Origin of the sequence: Bradyrhizobium erythrophlei (genome assembly GCF_042430365.1) — a bacterium.
Taxonomy (GTDB): domain Bacteria; phylum Pseudomonadota; class Alphaproteobacteria; order Rhizobiales; family Xanthobacteraceae; genus Bradyrhizobium; species Bradyrhizobium erythrophlei.
The window spans coordinates 50,650-72,742 of record NZ_JBHMET010000089.1 but is presented as its reverse complement, the minus strand read 5'-3'; the positions used below and the strand labels follow the sequence as shown (position 1 = coordinate 72,742).

At 64.6% G+C, this 22,093-nt stretch carries 20 protein-coding genes; 4 read left to right on the top strand and 16 right to left on the bottom strand.

Annotated features, from left to right (window positions below):
* Positions 1 to 188: 188 nt before the first annotated feature.
* The 6 genes from cnbZ to ACFFWD_RS16290 all read right to left on the bottom strand — a co-directional run bounded on the left by cnbZ (position 189) and on the right by ACFFWD_RS16290 (position 7,508).
* Entirely contained in the window at positions 189 to 932 is a 744-nt protein-coding gene (gene cnbZ, locus ACFFWD_RS16315; RefSeq protein WP_376966832.1) for a 2-amino-5-chloromuconate deaminase CnbZ, read from the bottom strand.
* A 189-nt stretch (positions 933 to 1,121) separates the two neighbouring features.
* Positions 1,122 to 4,220 carry a multidrug efflux RND transporter permease subunit gene (locus ACFFWD_RS16310; RefSeq protein ID WP_376966830.1) on the bottom strand — a complete coding sequence of 1,033 codons (3,099 nt, stop codon included), beginning with the start codon at positions 4,218 to 4,220 and terminating at the stop codon, positions 1,122 to 1,124.
* A 205-nt stretch (positions 4,221 to 4,425) separates the two neighbouring features.
* Positions 4,426 to 5,619: an efflux RND transporter periplasmic adaptor subunit gene (locus ACFFWD_RS16305; RefSeq protein ID WP_376966828.1), complete on the bottom strand. Its 1,194-nt coding sequence runs from the start codon at positions 5,617 to 5,619 to the stop codon at positions 4,426 to 4,428.
* Between the two features lies 1 nt (position 5,620).
* The gene (locus tag ACFFWD_RS16300; RefSeq protein ID WP_376966826.1) at positions 5,621 to 6,322 is read right to left on the bottom strand and encodes a TetR/AcrR family transcriptional regulator; all 702 of its coding nucleotides are present in this window, start codon (positions 6,320 to 6,322) and stop codon (positions 5,621 to 5,623) included.
* A gap of 65 nt (positions 6,323 to 6,387) precedes the next feature.
* Positions 6,388 to 6,978 carry a thiamine pyrophosphate-dependent enzyme gene (locus ACFFWD_RS16295; RefSeq protein ID WP_376966824.1) on the bottom strand — a complete coding sequence of 197 codons (591 nt, stop codon included), beginning with the start codon at positions 6,976 to 6,978 and terminating at the stop codon, positions 6,388 to 6,390.
* Positions 6,975 to 7,508: a phosphonopyruvate decarboxylase gene (locus tag ACFFWD_RS16290; RefSeq protein WP_376966822.1), complete on the bottom strand. Its 534-nt coding sequence runs from the start codon at positions 7,506 to 7,508 to the stop codon at positions 6,975 to 6,977. The genes ACFFWD_RS16295 and ACFFWD_RS16290 overlap by 4 nt, the downstream gene beginning before the upstream one ends.
* A gap of 210 nt (positions 7,509 to 7,718) precedes the next feature.
* Between ACFFWD_RS16290 and ACFFWD_RS16285 the strand changes: the two genes are divergently transcribed.
* Both ACFFWD_RS16285 and rocD read left to right on the top strand, forming a co-directional pair.
* The gene (locus ACFFWD_RS16285) at positions 7,719 to 8,942 is read left to right on the top strand and encodes a cytochrome P450 (RefSeq protein ID WP_376966820.1); all 1,224 of its coding nucleotides are present in this window, start codon (positions 7,719 to 7,721) and stop codon (positions 8,940 to 8,942) included.
* 253 nt (positions 8,943 to 9,195) lie between these two features.
* Positions 9,196 to 10,410, top strand: coding sequence for an ornithine--oxo-acid transaminase (gene rocD / locus ACFFWD_RS16280; protein WP_376966836.1), 1,215 nt, complete (start codon positions 9,196 to 9,198; stop codon positions 10,408 to 10,410).
* 504 nt (positions 10,411 to 10,914) lie between these two features.
* Here the strand turns inward: rocD and ACFFWD_RS16275 are convergent.
* Positions 10,915 to 11,109 (bottom strand): hypothetical protein, encoded by a 195-nt coding sequence (locus ACFFWD_RS16275; protein ID WP_376966818.1) that lies wholly within the window; start codon positions 11,107 to 11,109, stop codon positions 10,915 to 10,917.
* Here ACFFWD_RS16275 and ACFFWD_RS16270 point away from each other — a divergent pair.
* Together ACFFWD_RS16270 and ACFFWD_RS16265 are read left to right on the top strand one after the other, a co-directional pair.
* Positions 11,101 to 12,348 carry a Spy/CpxP family protein refolding chaperone gene (locus ACFFWD_RS16270; RefSeq protein WP_376966816.1) on the top strand — a complete coding sequence of 416 codons (1,248 nt, stop codon included), beginning with the start codon at positions 11,101 to 11,103 and terminating at the stop codon, positions 12,346 to 12,348. The two genes, ACFFWD_RS16275 and ACFFWD_RS16270, sit on opposite strands and share 9 nt — an antisense overlap.
* 130 nt (positions 12,349 to 12,478) lie before the next feature.
* Positions 12,479 to 13,171, top strand: a complete 693-nt coding sequence (locus ACFFWD_RS16265; protein ID WP_376966814.1) for an ion channel — start codon at positions 12,479 to 12,481, stop codon at positions 13,169 to 13,171.
* 96 nt (positions 13,172 to 13,267) lie between these two features.
* Here ACFFWD_RS16265 and ACFFWD_RS16260 read toward each other — a convergent pair whose 3' ends face one another.
* The 9 genes from ACFFWD_RS16260 to ACFFWD_RS16220 all read right to left on the bottom strand — a co-directional run.
* Positions 13,268 to 14,131 carry a sugar phosphate isomerase/epimerase family protein gene (locus tag ACFFWD_RS16260; protein WP_376966812.1) on the bottom strand — a complete coding sequence of 288 codons (864 nt, stop codon included), beginning with the start codon at positions 14,129 to 14,131 and terminating at the stop codon, positions 13,268 to 13,270.
* On the bottom strand, positions 14,131 to 15,324 hold the full coding sequence (locus tag ACFFWD_RS16255; RefSeq protein ID WP_376966810.1) for a dihydrodipicolinate synthase family protein: 1,194 nt from the start codon (positions 15,322 to 15,324) through the stop codon (positions 14,131 to 14,133). Before ACFFWD_RS16255 ends, ACFFWD_RS16260 begins: the two co-directional genes overlap by 1 nt.
* Before the next feature lie 15 nt (positions 15,325 to 15,339).
* A complete protein-coding gene (locus tag ACFFWD_RS16250; RefSeq protein WP_376966808.1) occupies positions 15,340 to 16,491 on the bottom strand; it encodes a Gfo/Idh/MocA family protein in 1,152 nt (383 codons plus the stop codon).
* Positions 16,488 to 17,891, bottom strand: coding sequence for a hypothetical protein (locus ACFFWD_RS16245; RefSeq protein ID WP_376966806.1), 1,404 nt, complete (start codon positions 17,889 to 17,891; stop codon positions 16,488 to 16,490). Before ACFFWD_RS16245 ends, ACFFWD_RS16250 begins: the two co-directional genes overlap by 4 nt.
* A gap of 14 nt (positions 17,892 to 17,905) precedes the next feature.
* Positions 17,906 to 18,754, bottom strand: a complete 849-nt coding sequence (locus ACFFWD_RS16240) for an ABC transporter ATP-binding protein (RefSeq protein ID WP_376966805.1) — start codon at positions 18,752 to 18,754, stop codon at positions 17,906 to 17,908.
* Positions 18,751 to 18,921 carry a hypothetical protein gene (locus ACFFWD_RS16235; RefSeq protein ID WP_376966803.1) on the bottom strand — a complete coding sequence of 57 codons (171 nt, stop codon included), beginning with the start codon at positions 18,919 to 18,921 and terminating at the stop codon, positions 18,751 to 18,753. The genes ACFFWD_RS16240 and ACFFWD_RS16235 overlap by 4 nt, the downstream gene beginning before the upstream one ends.
* Positions 18,918 to 19,913, bottom strand: coding sequence for an ABC transporter substrate-binding protein (locus tag ACFFWD_RS16230; RefSeq protein ID WP_376966801.1), 996 nt, complete (start codon positions 19,911 to 19,913; stop codon positions 18,918 to 18,920). Before ACFFWD_RS16230 ends, ACFFWD_RS16235 begins: the two co-directional genes overlap by 4 nt.
* Positions 19,914 to 20,044: 131 nt before the next feature.
* Complete coding sequence (locus tag ACFFWD_RS16225) at positions 20,045 to 20,854, bottom strand: ABC transporter permease (protein WP_376966799.1); 810 nt, start codon at positions 20,852 to 20,854, stop codon at positions 20,045 to 20,047.
* A 380-nt stretch (positions 20,855 to 21,234) separates the two neighbouring features.
* A partial coding sequence (locus ACFFWD_RS16220) for a TetR family transcriptional regulator (RefSeq protein WP_376966797.1) occupies positions 21,235 to 22,093 on the bottom strand: 859 nt, incomplete at its 5' end.

The following is a 22,093-nucleotide window of genomic DNA, read 5'->3' as shown; positions in this document are numbered from 1 at the left end:
GGTGGTTGGCAATCCAATCCTAACCTCTCTTGACCACCCGCCACCCCATAGGATCTGAGGAGCGCGCTCTCGCGCGCGTCTCGAAGGAGGCACGGCCCCGCTGGTGGCCGTCGATCCTTCGAGGCTCGCTACGCGAGCACCTCAGGATGATGGAACGACAGAAGCGTCCGGGAGAGAGCCGTCTCGACCTAAATCACCACCTCGCGCAACACCCTCCGGCAATCCATCTCGTATTCGAGATCGACCACCGGCGGGCGGGCGAAGTGCCAGGTCAGGCCTGAGCGGGTGGTGCCGCGGCGGACCAGCTCGTCGACGATGACGGGACGGACGTCGTGCACGGTGTAGGCCTGCACGTTCGTCGTCTCGCTCCAGGTGAAGCCGAATTCCTTGAGACGACGTTCCATCTCGCCCGTGGTGAAGCGAACCTTCTCTCGCCATCCTTCCGGGCTGAGATCGCGATAGCGCACGATGCGCTCGGGATAGCTGCCGGCGCCGCCGCGCGCCTCGGCGCCGCCGGCAATCACGAAAGACGGCGAGGCGTGCGAGGCCGGCCGCGTGAACGAGAACGCATAGAACGACGGCTCGGACGGCGGATCGATCTCGGGGCAGACATTGCTGCGCGCGACCGGGTTGGTGGTGCCGTCATAGACGTCCCATTCCGCGAGCGTCCTGACGTAATGCTGATTGAAAGCGCGAAAGCCGTCCTCGGTGAAGGCGGCCGGTGAGCGCAGCTCGCAGGCGCAGAACGCGGTCAGCGGTCGCCCGGCGTCCTGGATGTATTTCGCGATCCGCGCAAAGCCCTCGGCGAGCGGCACCAGCCGGTCGAAGCGCACCCGCTCGATCTCGTAGCCCGCGCTCGCCTGCGCGCCGCTCGAATATTGGAAAACCGCGGGAATGAACCGGTAATTGCCTGCCGAGAACTCGCTCACCATGTCTGTTCCTCCAGATCTTGTCATAGCGTTTTCGAGCGAAGTGGATTCCGGTTCGCGCGAAAAAACGCGTCAAACCGAAAACACCTGCCCTGCGCGGCGTCTGCCGGCGCACGATATTACGGAACAGAGAAAAGGCGGCAATGGCTTTCGCCACTGCCGCCTTTTCCTGCGAGCATGAGCTTGGAGGGCTCAGGTCGGTTTCAGGGCCGGCCGGCCGGCGAGATCGAATTCGGCGATCTGCTTGGCCCGGTCGGAGCGGGCGTTGGCCTGGTGGTCGGTCGCGATCAGCGTGTAGACGGCCGGCAGCACGAACAGGGTGAACAACGTGCCGATCGTCATGCCGGCCACGACGACGAGGCCGATCGAGAAGCGGCTGGCGGCGCCGGCGCCGGTGGCAGTCAACAGCGGCAACAGGCCCGTGACCATCGCCGCCGTCGTCATCAGGATCGGACGCAACCGGATGCGCGCCGCCATCTCGATCGCCGAGCGGCGGTCGAGCCCCTCGTTGAGCTGCAGCTCGTTGGCGAACTCCACCATCAGGATGCCGTGCTTGGTGATCAGCCCGACCAGCGTCAACAACCCGACCTGCGTATAGATGTTCATGGTCGAGACGCCGAAGAACAGCGGGATCAAGGCGCCGACGATCGCCATCGGCACGCTGATCATGATCACGAACGGGTCGCGCAGGCTCTCGAATTGCGCCGCCAGCACCAGGAAGATGATGATGATCGCGAACGCGAACGTGATCAAAAGCTGATTGCCTTCCTGGACGTACTGCCGGGAGTCGGACAGGAAGTCGTAGCTGAAGCCGGACGGCAGCTTCTTTGCCTCGCCCTGCAGGAACTCCACCGCCTGTCCCATCGAGACGCCGGGCATCGGCACGGCCTGGAAGGTCGCCGAGTTGAGCTGATTGTAGTGGGTCAGCGCGTTCGGATCGATCCCGGTCTCCACCGAAACCACCGTCGACAGCCGCACGAGCTGCCCGGTCGCGCTCGGCACGTAATAATTGTCGAGCGACTCCGGCGCGAGCCGCTTCTCGCGCGGCACCTGTGGGATCACCTGATAGGAGCGTCCTTCCAGGTTGAAGCGGTTGACGTAGTTGCCGCCGAGCAGCGTCGCCAGCGCGCCGCCGATCGACTGCATGGTGATGCCGAGATCGCTCGCCTTGGAACGGTCGACCTTCACCCTGACCACCGGCTGGTTGAAGTCGAGGTCGCTGTCGGTCACGATGAACAGGCCGCTCTTGCGCGCGGCGTCCTTCAGCTTCGCCATCTGCTCGTACACCGCCTGGAATCCGACCGTCGAGCTGAGGACCATCTGGACCGGCAGACCGCCGGGGCCGCCGGGCAGCGGCGGCAGGCTGAACGCGAACGCGTTGACGCCCTCGATCTTCGACAGCTCGGCCTGGACCAGCGGCTGCAACTGCTGCGCCGAGCGCTTGCGCTCATCCCACGGCTTCAGCAGCATGCCCGCGAAGCCGCCCTGTGGACCGGTGATGCCGTTCAGCACGAACCGCAGGTCGGTCTCGGAAAACTTCTGGAACTCCTTGTCGATCTTGTCGCCGTAGTAGTCGATGTAGTCGATATTGGCGTATTTCGGCGCCTTGGTCACCGCGAACACGATGCCCTGGTCTTCCTGCGGCGCCAGCTCCTTCTGGGTGTGCATATAGAGGAAGCCGACGAGGCCGAGGATGGTCACCGCGAACAGCGCGGTGATCGGCCGATAGTCGAGCGAGCGGTCGAGCTGGCGACCATACCAACGCGTCATCGCGCCGAACACGCGATTGACGAGCTTGGCGAAGCGGCCTTCCTCGGCGCTCTTGAGGAACACCGAGCACATCATTGGCGACAGTGTCAGCGCGATCACGCCCGAGACGATCACCGAGCCGGCCAGCGTGAAGGCGAATTCGCGGAACAGGGTGCCGGTCACGCCGCCGAGGAAGCCGATCGGCGCGTACACCGCCGCCAGCGTGATCGTCATCGAGATGACGGGGCCGACGATTTCGCGCGCGCCTTTTAGCGACGCCTGGACCGGTGGCATGCCCTCCTCGAGATGGCGGTGGATGTTCTCCACCACCACGATGGCGTCGTCGACCACGAGGCCGATCGCCAGCACCATCGCCAGCAGCGTCAGCAGGTTGAAGCTGAAGCCGGCGGCCAGCATCAGGATGCAGACGCCGATCAGAGACAGCGGAATGGTGACGACCGGAATGATCACCGACCGGATCGAGGCCAGGAACAGGAAGATCACCACCACGACGATCAGCACCGCTTCACCCAGCGTCTTCTCGACCTCGTCGATCGACGACTGAATGAACTTGGTGGAGTCGTAGGCCACCTTCATCTTCATCGAGGGCGGCAGGTTGCGTTCGAGCTCGGGGAACAGCGCGCGCACGCCCTTGACCAGCGTCAGCGGGTTGCCCTGCGGCGTCGCCTTGATGCCGATGAAGATCGCATGCTCGCCGTTGAAGGCGACGCTGGCATCCGTGCTCTGCGCCGCGAGCTCCACCGTCGCGATGTCCTCGATCCGGACAAAGCCGCCGTCCTTCGACTTCACGATCATCCGCTTGAACTGATCGATGCTCTGAAGGTCGGTGTTGGCTGAGACGTTGGAGACGATGAAATAGCCCTTGGTCTGACCGGCGGCCGCCTGGAAGTTGTTGGCGGCGATCGCGGCCGCCACGTCGTTCGGCGACACGCCGCGTCCGGCCATGCGGATCGGATCGAGCCACAGCCGCATCGCAAAGGTCTGGCCGCCCAGGATGTCGGCGGACGCGACGCCGTCGACGGTGGACAGCACCGGCTGCACGACGCGCGTCAGATAGTCCGAGATCGCCGATCCCGTAAGCTCCTCGCTGGAGAAGCCGAGATACATCACCGCGATCGTGTCGCCGGTCGCCTTGGTCACGACCGGGTCGTAGGATTCCTTCGGGATCAGGTATTTCACCGAGTTGACCTTGGCGAGCACCTCGGTCAGCGCCTGGTTCGGATTGAAGTTGAGCTTGACGAAGACCTGGATCGTCGAGGTGCCGAGCACCGACGACGAGGTGATGTAGTCGACGCCCTCGGCCGAGGCGACGGCCTGCTCGATCGGCGTGGTGATGAACCCCTGGATCAGTTCCGGCGACGCGCCGGGATACGACGTGGTGATCGTCACCACGGTGTTCGACAGGTTCGGATATTGCCGGATCGGCAGCACCATCGCCGCGCGCAGGCCGATCAGGAGGATCAGCATGCTGACCACGACCGACAACACCGGGCGCTTGATGAAAATGTCAGTGAAGGCCATAGCCAACCCTATTCTTGTTATATGCCGATTCTCGGCAAAGTGTTGCGGAGGGCCACCGGCCGCTTCCGAGTTCTGGTGATCGACCAAAGCGCGACGAGATTGGAACAGACCATCATCGCACTTTGGTTTCCTGTTTGAGCATGATCCCTTTCCGAAAGCCGCTTTACGCCTTTCGCTGACGCGGCCTCCGGGTCCCGATCATGCGCTAGTAGCGCGGCGCCTGAGCCGGGACCGGCGGCGGCGGATCGGTCGAGATCGCGACCGCCATCCCCGGTTGCAGCTTGTTTTGCCCGACGGCGACGACGCGGTCGCCGGGATTAAGGCCCTTGAGGACCTCGACACGGCCGTTGACGCGGTTGCCGGTCTTCACGAAGGTGCGCTCTGCGGTCAGGCTGGTCTTGCCGTCCTCGCCCTTCTTCTCGGCGATCAGGAACACGGAGTCGCCGTACAGGGTGTAGTCGACGGCCGTCTCCGGAATGGTAACGACCGGCGGCTTCTCGGGCAGCGCGATCGTGGTGGTCGCGAACATACCGGGCTTGAGGATGTTGTCCGGATTGTTGATCGTCGCCTGGACACGGATGTTGCGGGTGTCGGTCGAGATCTGCGGCTCGATGGTCGTGATCTTGCCCTCGAAGGTGCGGCCCGGATAGGCGTCGACCGAGACGCGCACGGTCTGGCCGACCTTGATCTGCGAGCTTTGCTTCTCGGTGACGGTCAGGTTCGCATAGAGCATCGACAGATCGGTCAGTGAGACGATCTGCGTACCGGCGGTCAGGTACTGGCCGACCTCGACCTGACGAACGCCGAGGTCACCCTCGAACGGCGCGCGCACCAGCTTCTGCGAGATGATCGACTCGGTCTTGGCAATACCGGCCTTGGCCTGGTCGTAGGCGGCCTGCGCCTGATCGACCGTGGACTGCGGCCCGAACTGACGGGAGGCGAGCTGCTTGGCGCGGTCGAGCTGGAGCTCCGCCACGGTCGCCTGCGCCTTGTAGTTGGCGAGGTCGCCCTGGTCGGGACCGTCGAACAGCTGCACCAGCGGCGTACCCGCCTTCACATGGCTGCCGGCCGTGAACAGGATTTCGGTGATGCGGCCCGACACGTCGGAGGTGACATTGACCTGATGCACCGCGACGAGATCGCCGACCGCCGTCAGCAGGTTCGGAATGGCTTCCGACTTCGCCTCGGCCACGCTCACATTCGATGCCGGCGGCTTATTGTTGGCGAAGAACTGCGCGATCATGTGGCTGCGGAAGGCGTTGAAGCCGACCAGCGCGCCGACCAGCACCGCCAGCAACACGCCGACGATGATGAACCAGCGCACCATACGAACCGGGCGCTTGGCGGATTTTTCTTTGATTGGTTGTCCCGAGATATGGCTTTCGGTCTGGATATTCATGTCATGCACTTTCTGCAGTTACCGATGGTCCCTGACACGGCGACGGCTGGCGGTCCAAATGGGTCGAGATTGCGGCTTCGGTAAGTCCGATACCGCGAAGAATGAATTGGCTAAGCTGCCGCTCGGCGTCAGCGGGGTCGCCGTAGGAGAGACATGGTGTCGCAGGCAGGCGCGTCAGCGCCGCCATCAGCACCGTGTGATGGGCGAACCAGAACAGGTTGAGTGGCTCGCTACCGATCCGCGACGCGTCGCCGGCGGCGACGGCGCTCTCGATCGATGCGGCAAATGTCGGCCCGATCAGCTTGCCGACCTTGTCGTAGAGCAGCCGCGCGAACTCGCCGTCATCGAGATGGCTCGTCACCATCAGCCGCATCCGCTGCGCCTCTTCCTGGTCCGGCGCATCGCGAAGCTGCATGAAGTGGCCGACCATGCCTTGCACCAGTTCGACCAGCGTGGCAGTTGACGGCTCCTGGCCGAGCAGATGCGCGAGATCCGGGTCGGCCTCGCACTCCTCGGCAAGGATTTCGGCATACAGCGCGGCCTTCGACGGGAAGTGCTTGAACAGCAGCCCTTCCGAAATGGCAGCCGCGGCCGCCACGCTCTTCGTCGTGGTGCCGGCAAAGCCGTTGCGGGCGAAACACCGCTTCGCGGCGCTCAGGATCAACTGACGCCGTAAGTCACTCGTCATGCGTAAGGTAGACATTTGAGGGCGTGAGTAATCACTCACCTATCCCAATGTCAAGGTGTTACTGCACCGCGAAAGCAATTTTAAAGCGGACTGTGCCCCAGCGACCCGCGGATCCGGTTGACGATGTAGGTTCCGTCCCGACTCGACAGGACGCGCTCCAGATTGGCGCCGTCGATCTTCGCGACGGCGAACCGCGGTCCGGACGTAACATCTTGTAAAGACGTGGCAAAATCAGCGACCTCGGCCATCGTCGTGATTGCCCTCGAATTCGTGATCCCGCAGGCTTTGGCCACGCCCACGAGGTCGACAGAAGCGGCAGTATGGCTGACCTGACCGCCGGTCTCTCCATAGGCCTCGTTATCAAGCACGATGATCGAGAGGTTGGCCGGCTTCTGCAGGCCGACGGTGGCAAGGCTGCCCATCCCCATGAGCATCTCGCCATCGCCGGTGATCACGACCACCGGCAAGGTCGGCTGGGCGAGCGCCATGCCGAGCCCGATCATCACAGCGCCGCCCATGCCGCCCCAGAGATAGAAGTTGCGGTCGTGGTCGCCGGCTGCGGCGATGTCATAGGTCGAGGCGCCGAGGCCACCGACGGCGATGGCCCCCTTGCGGTCTTTGAGCAGTTGCGAAACGACGGCGCGGCGGTCGAGGAGGTTGGCTTTGCTCATTTGGTAAAGACCTTTGCCCCGATCAGGCGCTGCGACAGCAACACGGCGGTCGGCGTGCAGGCGTTGTAGGCCTGGGCGGCCCCGGCCTCGACGACCTCGCGCACCTCCTCGGGGTGCGAGGCGCGCAGCACCTTGACGCCCGAGAGCTCGAGGACCGCCTGGGTGTTCGATCCCATCGGCACCTGCCATGGATTGAATTCGCCCCACTCGCCGCGCATCGTCACCAGCGTGAGGAACGGGAAGCGGAATATCTGCGTCAGCGACAGCATGTTGATGCAGTTGCCGACCCCGCTCGACTGCATCAGCAGCACGCCGCGCTGGCCGCCGGCCCAGGCGCCCGCCAACAGCGCCACGCCCTCTTCCTCGGTCGTCAGCACAATCCCGCGCATGGTCGAGGAGCCGAGCACGCGCTCGATCAAAAGCGAATGCCCGGCATCCGGCACATACGGCACCTGGCGGACGTCGAAGCGCTGCAATATCGCAAAGATCTCCTCGGGCCAGGAGGCCGCAGTCTCGGCGCGAGCGTGCATTGGCGTTTCCAGTCGGTCTGTTTGTGGCCAGAACTGTAGATGGGCCGACGATTTTCATCAAAGCGCAAAACCCGCATGTGGCTCTGCGATTTCCACTCACCCCGCCGGGCGTGATGCGCGCACCCGGACACGCCGCAAATTGTGTTGCGCGGCGGCGGGCCGACGCTTACGATAGTTGCAACTGAAACTAATCAGGTTTGGGCATCCGGCATGACAGTGCACGCACGAGAGCTGGCCGACGGTTTCGACCTGGAACATTTGACGCCGGAATTCTACGCCGACCCCTACCCGACCTATCGTGCATTGCGGGAGAACGCGCCGGTCAAGCGGCTGCCGAACGGCTGCTATTTCCTGACCCGCTACGACGACCTCGTCACCGCCTACAAGAACACCAAGGCGTTCTCCTCGGACAAGAAGAAGGAGTTCCTGCCGAAATACGGCGCCTCCCCGCTCTACGAGCACCACACGACCAGCCTCGTCTTCAACGATCCGCCGGCACACACCCGCGTGCGGCGGCTGATCATGGGCGCGCTTTCGCCGCGCGCCATCGCCGGCATGGAGCCGGACCTGATTGCGCTGGTCGACAGCCTGCTCGACAAGATCGCCACCAAGGACCGTTTCGAGCTAATCGGCGATTTCGCATCCGCCATTCCGGTCGAGGTGATCGGCAATCTGCTCGACGTGCCGCATGACGAGCGCGAACCGTTGCGCGACTGGTCGCTGGCGATCCTGGGCGCGCTGGAGCCCGTGATCAGCAAGGAGGTGTTCGACCGCGGCAACACCGCCGTGACGGACTTTCTCGCCTATCTCGAAACCCTCGTCGAACGCCGCCGCGCCAAGCCGGGCAATCCCGAGCGCGACGTGCTGACCCGGCTGATCCAGGGCGAGGACAATGGCGAGCGGCTGACCGCCAAGGAGCTGCTGCACAACTGCATCTTCCTGCTCAACGCCGGCCACGAGACCACGACCAATTTGATCGGCAACGGTCTCGTGGCGCTGACCGAATATCCCGACCAGAAAGCGCGGCTGATCGCGCAGCCGGACCTGATCAAGACCGCGGTCGAGGAAATGCTGCGCTACGAGAGCTCGAACCAGCTCGGCAACCGCATAATCGTCGAGGAGATCGCGCTCGGCGGCATCACGATGCCGCCTGGCACGCTGGTGACGCTGTGCATCGGCGCCGCCAACCGCGATCCCGCCCAATTCCCCGACGCTGAGCGCTTCGACGTCGCGCGGACGCCGAACCGGCATCTGGCTTTCGCCACCGGTGCGCATCAATGCGCCGGCATGGCGCTGGCGCGGCTCGAGGGCGCGGTCGCGATCTCGCGGTTCCTGGCGCGCTTCCCGAACTACGCGCTCGCGGGCGAGCCGGTGCGCGGCGGCCGCGTCCGTTTCCGCGGTTTTCTGAGCGTGCCCTGCGAGGCGAATTTGTAGGTCCATAGCGTGGGCAAAGGCGCTCTTGAGCCGTGCCGACCATCATGCGCCGTGCTCAAGAAGGTGGGCACGCGGAGCCTGTCGTCGGGCGCGCATTCGCGCGACCCGTTGGCTTTGCTACGGCCTACGGACCGGCCCGCGCCCCCACAAATCTGGCCCGCGACAACACTTCCCTGTGGAGGAACTGATACCCAAATCAACTGCAGGCACGAGTGATGTAATCTCTCGTGCACTGCAGCGGGAGTGACGCATGATGAATGCATCGGTCACTGATTTCCTCGCAACCGAAGCCCGGTTCGGCACCTACAATTACGAGCCGATCGGGGTCGTGCTGTCCCGCGGCGAAGGTGTCTGGGTCTGGGACACCGACGGCAACCGGTATCTCGACTGCCTCTCCGCCTATTCGGCGGTAAGCCAGGGCCATTGTCATCCAAAAATCCTGGCGGCGATGATCGAGCAGGCGCGCCGGCTGACGCTGACCTCGCGCGCCTTCCACAACGACCAGCTCGCGCCGTTCTACCGCGAGCTCGCGGAGCTGACCGGCTCGCACAAGGTGCTGCCGATGAACAGCGGCGCCGAGGCGGTGGAGAGCGCGATCAAGTCGGTGCGCAAATGGGCCTATGAGGTCAAGGGCGTGCCGGATGGGCAAGCCGAGATCATCGTCTGCGCCAATAATTTCCATGGACGCACGCTCGGCATCGTCGGCTTCTCGACCGATCCGGCGACGCGGGACCATTTCGGACCGTTCGCGCCGGGCTTCCGGATCATTCCGTTTGGCGACGCCGCGGCGCTCGAGCAGGCGATCACGCCGAACACCGCGGCCTTCCTGGTCGAACCGATCCAGGGCGAGGCCGGCGTCATCATTCCGCCGCCGGGCTACTTCGCCCGCGTGCGCGAGCTCTGCACCGCGCGCAATGTGATGCTGGTGCTCGACGAGATCCAGACCGGGCTCGGCCGCACCGGCAAGCTGCTCGCCGAGCAGCACGAAGGCATCGAGGCCGACGTGACGCTGCTCGGCAAGGCGCTGTCGGGCGGTTTCTATCCGGTGTCGGCGGTGCTCTCCAACAACGAAGTGCTCGGCACCTTGCGGCCGGGCCAGCACGGCTCGACCTTCGGTGGCAATCCGCTGGCCTGCGCGGTCGCGCGCGCGGCGCTGCGTGTGCTGGTCGAGGAAGGAATGATCGAGAACGCCGCGCAACAGGGCGCGCGCTTTCTCGCAGGGCTGCAGGACATCCGCGCCAATGTGATCCGCGAGGTGCGCGGGCGTGGATTGATGCTGGCGGTCGAGCTGCATCCGGAGGCCGGCGGCGCCCGTCGCTATTGCGTGGCGCTGCAGGCGCGCGGCATCCTCGCCAAGGACACCCACGAACACACCATCCGCATCGCCCCGCCGCTGGTGATCACGGCCGATCAGGTCGACTGGGCCCTGGAACGGATCACCCCGGCCCTGACGCAGGACGTGTCCTGACGGTTCCCTGCGTCGGACCACCGCAACGCCGGCCGCGGCCAGCTAAGAACGATTCCGACATCTGTGCGTTGAAGCCCTGCGGGCGACTGGAATGAACGGAGAGCTACGCTCATGCTTCCCCGCGGCGCTTGTTTTGCGGCTTTCTTGATTGGCGTCTCGATGCTGGCGACAAGCGTCGGCGCGTTCGCCCAGCCGCCTGGAAGGGGTGGACCACCAGGACAGGCGGCACGGCCAGCCGCGCCACCCGCGATGGCGCGCCCTTCTGCGCCGATGGTGCATGCCGCCCCTCCCGCAATGGCCCGGCCGCCGGCAATGGCTCGGCCGGCCGCTCCCGCGTTCCATCCGCCGCAGCGACCGGCGATGGCGCCGCGCCCCGCACCGCATTTCGCCGCCCCGCCACCGCGCCAGGCTCCCCATATTGCCGCTCCGCGCGTCGCAGCGCCGCGACCCGAATTCCATCGTGGGGCGCCGCCGCAGCGTCAGGCCCCCCATCTGGCCGCGCCATCACGTCCGAGCGCGCCGCCGCACGTAAGCGAGCGGCCGTCGCGAACGGAGCGGATCGACCAGCGCGCGCAACAGCGTCAGCAGTTGATCCAGCAGCGCCAGCAAGTTGCGCAACAGCGGCAGCGTGAGGTGCTCTCGCGCCAGTCCGCGGAGCGACAGACCCGGATCGATCGCCTGCAACAACGGGTGCAGCAATTGCAGTCGCAAAAGGTCGAAGGCGCACGCGCGCTACGCGAGCGCGATCGGACGCTGCAGGCACAAAACCGCCTGCTGCAGCGCGAGCAGCGCGCACAGCAATCAGACCTTGCTCACCAGCAGCGATTGGGGCTCGCGGCGACGGCCGGCGCCGCCGTCGCGACCACCGCCGCGGCGCAGGCAGCCCAGCGCGAGCGATTTGCCGCGCGCTTCCGCGAGCAGGCAGGCGCCCAAGCTCAGGCGGCGCTTGCCGCCCACCAGAGCGGCTGGGCGCCCCGGCAGGCCTGGCGACGCGGCCACCGTGCGGCGTTCGTGGCGTGGCTTGGCCCGGTGTTCTGGCCTTACGCGTATTCGGACATTTTTGACTACACGTTCTGGTCCTACGCCTACGACCCCGGCTATTGGGCCTATGCCTATGACGACTTCGTCGACACCGTGTTCTGGGACACCAACAGTCCCTATTCCGCCTATGCCAGCATCAACCCGGACGACTATGCGGGAGCCGCGGGCCGTTATCGGCCGCGTCAACGCGCCGACGTGATCCCGCAGGCGATCCGGCAGTTATGCGGAGAACCTGACAAGGGCGTCACGGCCTGGCCGTTTGCGGAGATCGCGCGGGCGGTGCGGCCTGATCCGGACGAGCGCGCCCTGCTCGATGAATTGAAGATTGCGGCGGCGAAGGCGGCCGATGTCTTCAAGGACTCCTGCTCGGACAGCTATGCCATGACCCCACCCGGCCGCCTGCGGGCAATGCTGAACCGCATCAGCGCGACGCTCGAGGCGATCAAGATCGTGCGGCCTGCCCTGGAGAAATTCTACAACTTGCTCAGCGACGAGCAGCAGGCCCGCTTCAACGCGCTTGGCCCGCATGTCGGCGAGCGTTCGCCGCGAGCGCAGGAAGCGACCGCGCAGTCCGGGAATTGCGGCGATCCGAAATCCGACCTAGCCCAATTGCCGATCAAGCGGATCGAGGCCTCGCTTCATCCGGCGGGTAAGCAGAAGGAGGCGCTCGACCGCCTGAGTGAGGCGACCACAAAGGCGATTGCGGACCTGCAGGCGGCCTGTCCGAACGAGGTGCCGCTGACACCGGTCGGTCGGCTGCAGACAATGCAGCATCGGCTCGAGGCCATGCAGAAGGCCGCCAGGCGGATCGAGCCCGCGCTGGACGAGTTCTACGCCATGCTGAGCAGCGAGCAGAAAGCCCGGTTCAACACGCTGCAGCAGGTCGCGGGCCCCTGAGGCAGCGGGCCTGCGATCGGGACCGCCGGGCGCGCCCGCCCGGTGCTGCCCCGCCGTCTTGCCTTTGTGATCGCCGCGCATCAATCTTCGGCTCCGGCATCCGGATGCCATGCCGAACGACGGGGCAGGAATGAAGCCCGATTGGACAAGCATCGCTGAATTGCGCGAGCGCTGGGGCGATTCCTTGCTGACGGTACTCACGGTCCTGATTCTGATCATGATGTTCGTGGTGGCGCCGTTGCAGGCGCTCGGCCTGTTCGAGTTCCAGATCTTCGAGCTGTTTCTCGCGCTATTCCTTATCGGCGGCGTGTTCCTGATGTCGGGCAGCGCCTTTGCCGTCGTCGCGATGCTGGTCGCGCTCATCATGATCGTCACGGCCGGGATCTTGAGGCTGCGCTCGCCGTCGATCCTCGACCTCAATCTGTTCGCCGGCTCCTGGCTGATCGTCGGCATCACCCTCGCCGTGACAGTGGCACGCGCGACATTTGCGCCTGGACGCGTGACCTACCATCGCGTGATCGGCGCCGTCCTGCTCTATCTCTCCGTCGCCATCGTCTTCGCGGCGTTCTACACCTTCATCGGCACGCTGCTGCCGAAGGCCTTTTCCGGCATGAAGATGGAGGACAGCCCCGCGCTGGCGAGCCAGTTGATCTATTTCAGCTTCATGACGCTGACGACCACAGGCTATGGCGACGTCGCGCCGCTGCACCCGATCGCGCGCAGCCTGTGCAATCTCGAGGCGATCTTCGGCCAGCTCTATCCCGCGACGCTGCTGGCGCGGCTGGTCACGCTCGAGATCGAGCATCGCAAGGAGGAGCCGTGACAGGGGTGTAGGGTGGGCAAAGCGAAGCGTGCCCACCCTCACGAGCGGAGTGTTGATGGTGGGCACGGCGCTGCGCGCCTTTGCCCACCCTACGCATCAAACGACAGTCCGGTGCCGTTCGATGCAGGTCCGCAGCACCTCGTCCATCGGCTTACCCCACCAGTCATTCGAGAAGATCTCGATCTCCGAATAGCCGGCAAAGCCCTGCGCCTCGACGGCTGAGCGGACCGATTTGATGTCGATCACGCCGTCGCCCATCATGCCGCGGTCGTTGAGGATGTCCTTGGTCGGCACCAGCCAGTCGCAGACATGGAACGCGAGCAGGCGATCCTTGCCGGCACGTGCGATCTGGCTCATCAACTCCGGGTCCCACCAGATGTGATAGACGTCGAGCGCCACTCCGATTGCGCCCGTGCGATCAGGATCGAGCGCATCGCAGATGTCGAGCGCCTGCTTCGTGGTGTTCACGCAGGCGCGGTCGGCGGCATAGGCCGGATGCAGCGGCTCGATCGCGAGCGGCAGCCTCGCCTGTTTCGCATGGTCCAGCATTTCGGCAATGCCGTCCTGCACCTGGCCACGCGCCGCCGCGATGTCCTTCGAGGCCGCGCTGCCCGGCCGCGAATATTGCGGCAGGCCGCCGACGACGAGCACGATGCAGGACGCACCGAGCGCGCTTGCCTCATCCACCGCACGGCGGTTGTCGTCGCGCGCTTCACGACGATGGGCGCTATCGCCGGCGAACATGCCGCCGCGGCAATAGCCCGACAAATCGAGCCCGGCGTCCTTCACCGCACGCACCGCGCGTTCGAGGCCGACGGCGGCGACCTGGTCGCGCCAGGGATCGATGGCGCGGATGCCGTGGCGCGCGCAGGCGTCGATGATTTCGAGAAGCTCGCCCTGCTTGCGCACCGTCGCCGTGTTCAGCGATAGCCAGCGGTGATCGTTGGAAAAGTCGCGCATCAGGCGTCGATGCCCCGCGTCGCGAGCACGGTCTTCATCCGCTGCGTCGCCAGTTCCGGATTGGCGAGCAGCCCGGCCTTGTCGGCGAGACGGAACAGCTCGGCAAGATGGAGCGTCGAGCGCGCGCTCTCCTGTCCCCCGACCATGGTGAAGTGATCCTGGTGGCCGTTGAGATAGGCCATGAACACGATGCCGGTCTTGTAGAACCGGGTCGGCGCCTTGAAGATGTGGCGCGACAGCGGCACCGTCGGGCCCAGCACGTCGTGGAAGCCGGCCTCGTCGCCGGCCGCGAGCCGCGACAGCGCGTAGGACGCCGCCGGGGCGATCGCGTCGAAAATGCCGAGCAGCGCGTGGGAATATCCCCTGTCGTCGCCAGCGATCAGTTCGGCATAGTTGAAGTCGTCGCCGGTGTACATTTTCACACGGGTGTCGAGCCGCCGCCGCATGTCGATCTCGCGCTGCTTGTCGAGCAGCGAGACCTTGACGCCGTCGACCTTCGCCGCATTGGCGTTGATGATGGCAACCGCGGTGTCCATCGCCTTGTCGAGATCGGCGGTGCCCCAATAACCCGCGAGTGCCGGATCGAACATGTCGCCGAGCCAGTGGATGATCACGGGCTCACGCACCTGCGTCAGCACTTTGTCATAGACGTTCGCGTAGTCGTCGGCACTCTTGCCGAGCTTTGCCAGCGCGCGCGAGGCCATCAGGATGATGCGGCCGCCGGCGTTCTCGATCGCCGCGATCTGCTCCTCATAGGCACGGATCACGTCGTCAATGCTTTTCGCGTCCTCGACCGCGAGGTGATCGGTGCCGGCGCCGGAGAACACCAGCGCGTTGCCCCTCGCCTTCGCCGCCTTCACCGAGCGCTGGATCAATTCCAGCGAGGTGGTCCAGTCGAGCCCCATGCCGCGCTGCGCGGTGTCCATCGCCTCGGCCACGCCGAGGCCGAGGTCCCAGACATGCTCGCGGAATGCAATGGTCCTGTCCCAGTCGATCGCGGCTGATAGCCACGGATCGACGTCGGCGCGCGGATCGGCCACCACATGCGCGGCGGAGAAGGCGACGCGGTTCAGCGGGCCCGCAAGCTTGGCCGGAAAGGTCCGCGACGCCGCGAGGCGATAGGTCTCGAGGCCGCCATCGGCGGTCGGCAGTCTCAAGGACAATGAAGACTTCGGCAGGACGGGCTTGTTCATGGCTAGTGTCCTTCCTCAGACTGATATCGGCGCGACGTCGATCCAGCGCCGCTCCTTCCAGCTCTTCAGCGCGCATTCGGCGAGCTGCACGCCCTTGGCGCCTTCCAGCAGCGTGTACTTGTAGGGCGCATCCTCGCAGACGTGGCGGATGAACATCTCCCACTGCTCCTTGAAGCCGTTGTCGTAGACGACGTTCTCAGGCAGCTTCTGCCAGTCGGCATAGAAATCGTGCAGCCGCTTCTCGTCCGGATTCCACACCGGCCGCGGCGTCGCCTGGCGGGCCTGGATCACGCAGTCGGTCAGGCCGGCGACGGCCGAGCCGTGGGTGCCGTCGACCTGGAAGGTGACGAGGTCGTCGCGATAGACCCGCGTCACCCAGCTCATGTTGATATGGGCGATCACGCCGCCCTTGAGCCTGAAGGTGGCATAGGCGGAATCGTCCGCCGTCGCCTGGTATTTCTTGCCCTTCTCGTCATAACGCTCGGGGATATCTGTCGTGCCGAGGCAGGTCACGCTCTCGACCTCGCCAAAGAGATTGTCGAGCACGTAGCGCCAGTGGCAGACCATGTCCAAAATGATGCCGCCGCCGTCCTCGGCGCGGTAGTTCCACGACGGCCGCTGCGCCTCCTGCCAGCCGCCCTCGAACACCCAATAGCCGAACTCGCCGCGCACCGAGAGCATGCGGCCGAAGAAGCCGGAGTCGCGCAGGAAGGCGAGCTTCTTCAGGCCGGGCAGGAACAGCTTGTCCTGCACCGTGCCGTGCTTGACGCCCCTGGCATTGGCGAGCTTCACCACCGCAACGGCCTCTTCGAGATTGGTCGCGATCGGCTTCTCGCAATAGACGTGCTTGCCGGCGTTGATCGCCTTGGTCAGCAGCGAGGGACGCGCCTGCGTGGTCGCGGCGTCGAAGAACACGGTGTCGTTCTTGTCGGCGAGCGCGCGGTCGAGGTCGGTGGTGGAGCGATCGATGCCGAAGCGTTTTGCCAGCGCTGCGACCTTCTCGGCATCGCGGCCGACCAGGATCGGATCGGGCATGATGCGGTCGCCATTCGCGAGCAGCACACCGCCCTGCTCGCGGATCGCGACGATCGAGCGGATCAGGTGCTGGTTGAGCCCCATCCGGCCGGTGACGCCGTTCATGATCAGGCCGAGGCGTTGGGTCGTCATAGTGCTTGCTCCTGCGAAACTCTTGGATGTGGCCGCTCGAGCGGCTGCATGGTGGACCAGTCCGGATGAACCGCACTGGCAAAGCCCGGTGCGGTCAGCGATCCCGTGACGAGATCGCCGTCATGGATCGCGAGGCGGACGTTGCCGCCGTCGCGCATGTAGAGATCGCCATGCGCCGCAAGGAAGGGGTCCGCCTCCGCAGGCAGCGTCCCGGCAAAGCCGTCGACATAATGGTGCCCGTTGCGCTCGGCATGGCGAACGCCGATCAGCGCACCGAGCGCCAGATCCTGCTGCACGGCGAGCCCGGCCTGGCAGGTCAGATCCTCGCCGCTGACGAAATAGCTCGCGCCCTCGGCGCTCCATTTCGCGGCGCGCACAGCATTGATGATCGACTTGTAGATCCCCTTGCAGGATTTCGAGGAGATGCCGTGATAGCCGAGCGCACGCGCCATCGGGAACGCATCGTAGGAATCGTCGGCCTCGTCGACGATGAAGCCGCGTCCGGCGAGCCGGCCGAGCGGCGACGCCTTCGTGATATCGCGCGGCATCGGCTGCTCGATGTAGAGCAGTTGTGATGCGATCGGCGCCAGCGCAGCGTCATGGTCGAGCCGATCGACCAGCGCGTTCAGCGCGGAAAGATCGGCATATTGCTCATTGGCGTCGAGCGTCACCTTGGTGCGGTAGGGCAGCGTCGCGAGCTCATTGCCGATCCGCGCCAGGCGGGCCGCGTCATGGTCGGGATCGCCGTTCAGCTTGAGCTTGAAATAGCGCGCGCCGGCATTCTCGTTCGGATCGGCGACGCCGCCCTCGCCTTCGATCCGGTCGTCCATCCCGACGGTGTGCCTGACGGCGACGCGATCGCGCCGCTTGCGCGTGGAGAGGAACCGGGAAATCGCTGCATCGTCGAGGTCGAACGACAGCCGCGCGTCGATTCCGGCGATATTGTCGGTCATCCCGTCGAAGACATTGGCGCCGGCCGCGCGTAACAGCGCGTCCAGGATCGCCTTGTCGATCTCGGCCGGGCCGAAGGCGGCGGCAAGCGGCGGGATGTCTTCCCTCGCGCAGGCCGCGGCCTGGGCCCCGATGCATCTGGCGTGCAGGCCGAATGCGGTGTCGAAGCCCGTGTGCGCCAGATAGAGGTCGCACGCGATCAGAAGCGCGCGGCGGAGTTCGTCCACCGTCTCCTCAGGCGTCAGATGCGGCCGCTTGTCGAACCATTTTGGCGCCAGCAATTCCGCGCTCGCGCCGGTGGCGCGACCCTTGCCTTCCACCTCGATCCCGACCCGCACGAACGCCTGCGTCGCGGCGGTAATCGTGACAGCGCCAAAGCGGAACGGCCGGGCGAAAGCGACCGGACGCTCGAAGAAGGCGATATCCCTGATGGCGAGACGAAGCGGCATCGATAGGTCTGGCCCTAGTCCAGCGTACCCTGCGTGAAGAAATGTTTCCGAATCCGGTGCACCAGCTCGGTGAAGACAGGATCGGACATCGAATCCAGCGAGCGCGGCCGCGGCAGCGGCACGTCGTAGATCGCGGCGATCGCGCCGGGCCGCTCGGTCATCACGAGCACGCGGTCGGCGAGGAACACGGCTTCAGGGATCGAGTGCGTGATCAGCAACACGGTCTTGCCGGTCTCGCGCTGGATCCGCATCAACTCTACATTCATGCGCTCGCGCGTCATGGCGTCAAGCGCGCCGAACGGCTCGTCCATCAGCATGATCTTGGGATCGTGCACCAGCGCGCGGCAGATCGAGGCGCGCTGCTGCATGCCGCCGGAGAGCTGCCAGGGCAGCTTCCTCTCGAAACCTTCGAGCCCGACCAGCTTCAGCAGCTGCTTGGCGCGGGCGAGATACTTGTCGCGCGGCAGCTGCTTCATGTCGATCGGCAGCATCACGTTGGAGAGGATGTTGCGCCAGGGCAAGAGCAGCGCGTTCTGGAACACGATGCCGACATTGCCGTGCGGTTTCGTCACCCGCTCGCCATCGACCAGCACTTCGCCTGTCGTCGGCGGCAACAGGCCTGAGATCATCTTCAGAAGCGTGGACTTGCCGCAACCGCTGGGTCCGACCACGACAAAGAATTCGCCGTCATTGATGGTGAAGTCGAGCGGCCGCAGCGACGGCACGTCGCCGTCGCGCGTCCGGTAGGTCTTCGACACGCCGGAAAGCGTGATGCCCGGCGCGGCACCTTCCGCGCGGTCAGACACCAGGCGCAGATGGGCGCTGGGTTGGGCGGCAGCACTGATATTCATTGCTGGCTTCATGCAGTCGTATCCACTTGAACACTGTTGGTAATCGTCGTCATTGCGAGGAGCTCGCGACAAAATTGCAAAGCAATTTTGCGCTGAAGCGACGAAGCAATCCATTCTTCCGCTTGCGGCCCTATGGATTGCTTCGCTTCGCTCGCAATGACGTCCGAAGGATCGATCACGAATCGCCCTTCGGCAGATAATCCCTGGTGTAGAACGCCTTCGGATTGTCTTTGGCCTTGGGGTCGAGGCCGCCATATTCGACCATCAGATTGACCGTATCGGTTATGTTCTGGTCGGTGACCTGGAACGGCCGCTTGCTCTTCGTTTCTGCCGTGCGATAGAGCGGAATCGTCAGCTCAAACCCTTGCGTCAACGTCTCGATCTTGCCGCCCTTCGGGTTGGCGTCGAGGATCGACTGCGCCGCGGCCTTCGGCTCCTTCTCGGCGGCTTCAACCGCCTTCGTCGTCGCCGCCATGAAGCGCCGGACGAGGTCGGCATTGGCCTTCACATAGTCGGAATTGGCGATGATGCCCGACGACACCATGTTGATGCCATAGTCGGCGAACTTGATCGGATAGACGTCCTTGCCCGTCGCATCCTTGATCTTCATCGACTGGTCCATGACGTAGCCGAGCAGCAGATCGGCCTGGCCGTTGATCACGGCGTTGAGCTTGGTCTGGCCGTCGCCGGCCACCGTGTGTAAGTCGCTTTCCTTCAGCCCGGTCTTTTTCAGGAACAGCGGCCAGATCTGGGTCATCGAATCGGCCGGCGTGATCGCGACCGTCTTGCCCTTGATGTCCTCCGGCTTCTTGATGTTCTTGTCGACAAAGCCCATCGCCGACATCGGGCTGGTCTGCAGCAGCACGCCGGTTGCGATCACGGGCGCCCCCTTCACCGCCGCGCGCATCATGGTGGGCACGTCGACATAGCCGAAATCGGCGGTCTTGGCGGCGACGGCCTGCGTGGTCGCGGCCGAGCCGCGGCCTTCCTGGATCTCGAGGTCGATGCCTTCGGCGGCGTAGATGCCCTTGACCTTGCCGTAGTAGAACGGCGCATGCTCGCCATAGACGTACCAGTTCAGCATCAGCACGACCTTGTCGGCCGCAGACGCCGGCGCCGCGGCGAGCGCGGTCCAGGCTAACGTCGCCAGAACTGCAGTAATCAGTCGCATTACGCTTCTCCCTGTTTTTTCGTCATTGCGAGCGAAGCGAAGCAATCCATAGTTCGCCAACCGGAGAAATGGATTGCTTCGTCGCTACGCTCCTCGCAATGACGCTTGTGTTGTCGTTTGGTGCGATAACTCTACGAAGTGAAGACGATGTCGTCGCGCTGGCTGACGTGCCACGGGATCACCAGCCGCTCGATGCGGTCGACGATCCAGAACAGGACCACGCCGAGCAGCGCGAGGATCACGAGCGCGGCAAACATCGTCGGCAGGTCGAACGTGCCGATCGAGCGCTGCATCACATAGCCGATGCCGGAATTGGAGCCGACGAACTCGCCGACGACGGCGCCGACCACGGCCAAGGTCACCGACACCTTGAGGCCGGAAAAAATCGCGGGCATCGCGTGCGGCAGGTTCACCGCACGGAACACCTGAAAGCGGCTGCCCTGCATCGCGCGCGCAAGATCGACCATATCGGGGTCGACCGACTTGAAGCCCTGCACGGCCGACACCACCACCGGGAAAAAGCCGAGCAAGAACGCCGAGATCACCTTGGGAATGATGCCGAAGCCGAACCACACCACGAACAGCGGCGCGATTGCGATCTTCGGCACCGACTGCGAGAACACCAAGAGCGGATAGACGTAGCTTTCGACCGTCCTGGAGCCCGCGATCAGCATCGCAACCGGAATGCCGAACACCGCCGACAGCAGGAAGCCGCAGATGGTGGCGTATGTGGTCGGCCAGGATTGCCGCAGCAACTCCGGCCAGTCGGTCTTCAGCACCGCGACGACGTCGCCGGGCGACGGAATCTGGTAGGCCGGAATATGGAACAGACGGATTGCGAGGTCCCAAGCCGCCACGATGACCACCAGGAACAGGAACGGCCGCACCCACGCCGCGTTCAGCACCTTCGACAGACCTGAAGGGCTCTTCGCCTCCGCCACGTTACGCTCCCTTGCATGATCATCTGCTCGCGGGAGAAATTAACCCTTTGGATAAATACTGTCCAGCCCCTCGCGCCCGCAAAATCACAGCGAAAACTCCGACTTTCGTCAGGCGAGAATATTACCGTCGCTGTTCCGTAGCCCGGATGAAGCGCAGCGAAATCCGGGATCGCGCCATCCGCGGCGCGAGTTGTCCCGGATTACGCTTCGCTTCATCCGGGCTACGCCGTCTGAAATCGAGGTGTCGTCCCGGCGAAGGCCGGGACCCATAACCACAAATATTGATTTGATACGAAAGCGGCTGACCCGCCCCTCCCGAAACCGAGAGGCCGCGGCGTATGGGTCCCAGCTTTCGCCGGGACGACGAGCTACACCACCGCCTATCCCGCCGATTGCAGCGCGCGCATCTTGTCCTTGCCGAACAGCGCCGCCGATTTCCCGGTCAGCGCCGCCAGCACCAGCGCGATCATGTGATCGAGGCGCTCGTCGCGGGCGTCCTTCTTGAGGAGATCGCGGCCGAAGATCACGCTCAGCGTTGCGCTGTTGGAGAGATAGAAGAAGCCGAGCGCGGCGATCGAGATGTAGAGCTGCACCGGATCGACCGCGACGCTGAAATCGCCGCTCGCGACGCCGCGATTCACCACGGTGCGGATCATCTCGACAAAGGGCGAGTGCATCGACTTGACCTTGGTCGAACGCTTCAGGTGCTTCGCCTTGGCGAGGTTTTCCGTGTTCAGCAGCGCCAGGAATTCGGGATTGCGCAGGAAATAGTTCCAGGTGAAGTCGATCAGGCGCGCGATCGCGTCGGGCGGATCGAGATGCTCGAGGTCGAGCGTGCGCTCCTCGGCGCGGATCTTCTCATAGGCGCCTTCCAGCACCTCGAGATAAAGATCCTCCTTGTTGCCGACATGGTAGTAGAGCATGCGCTTGTTGGCGTCGGCATTGGCCGCGATGCGGTCGACGCGCGCGCCGGCAAGGCCATAGGTGGCAAATTCCTGCTTTGCCGCCTCGAGAATGCGCAGCCGCATGCCCTCGGGGTCGCGCTGCCATTTCTGAATTCGTTTTGCCTTGGCCAAATCGTTTCGCTCGATGATGCCTAGCGAACCGATGTAGCACGACGCGCGACGTTTGAGAATGAATGTTGTCGCGCGGATCGAACGCGCGCCGGCGTTCTCGCAGCCGGGAAAGGCGCATTTCGCCCATGCCACTGATTTGCCCGACGTGGCAAGTGCGCCAACG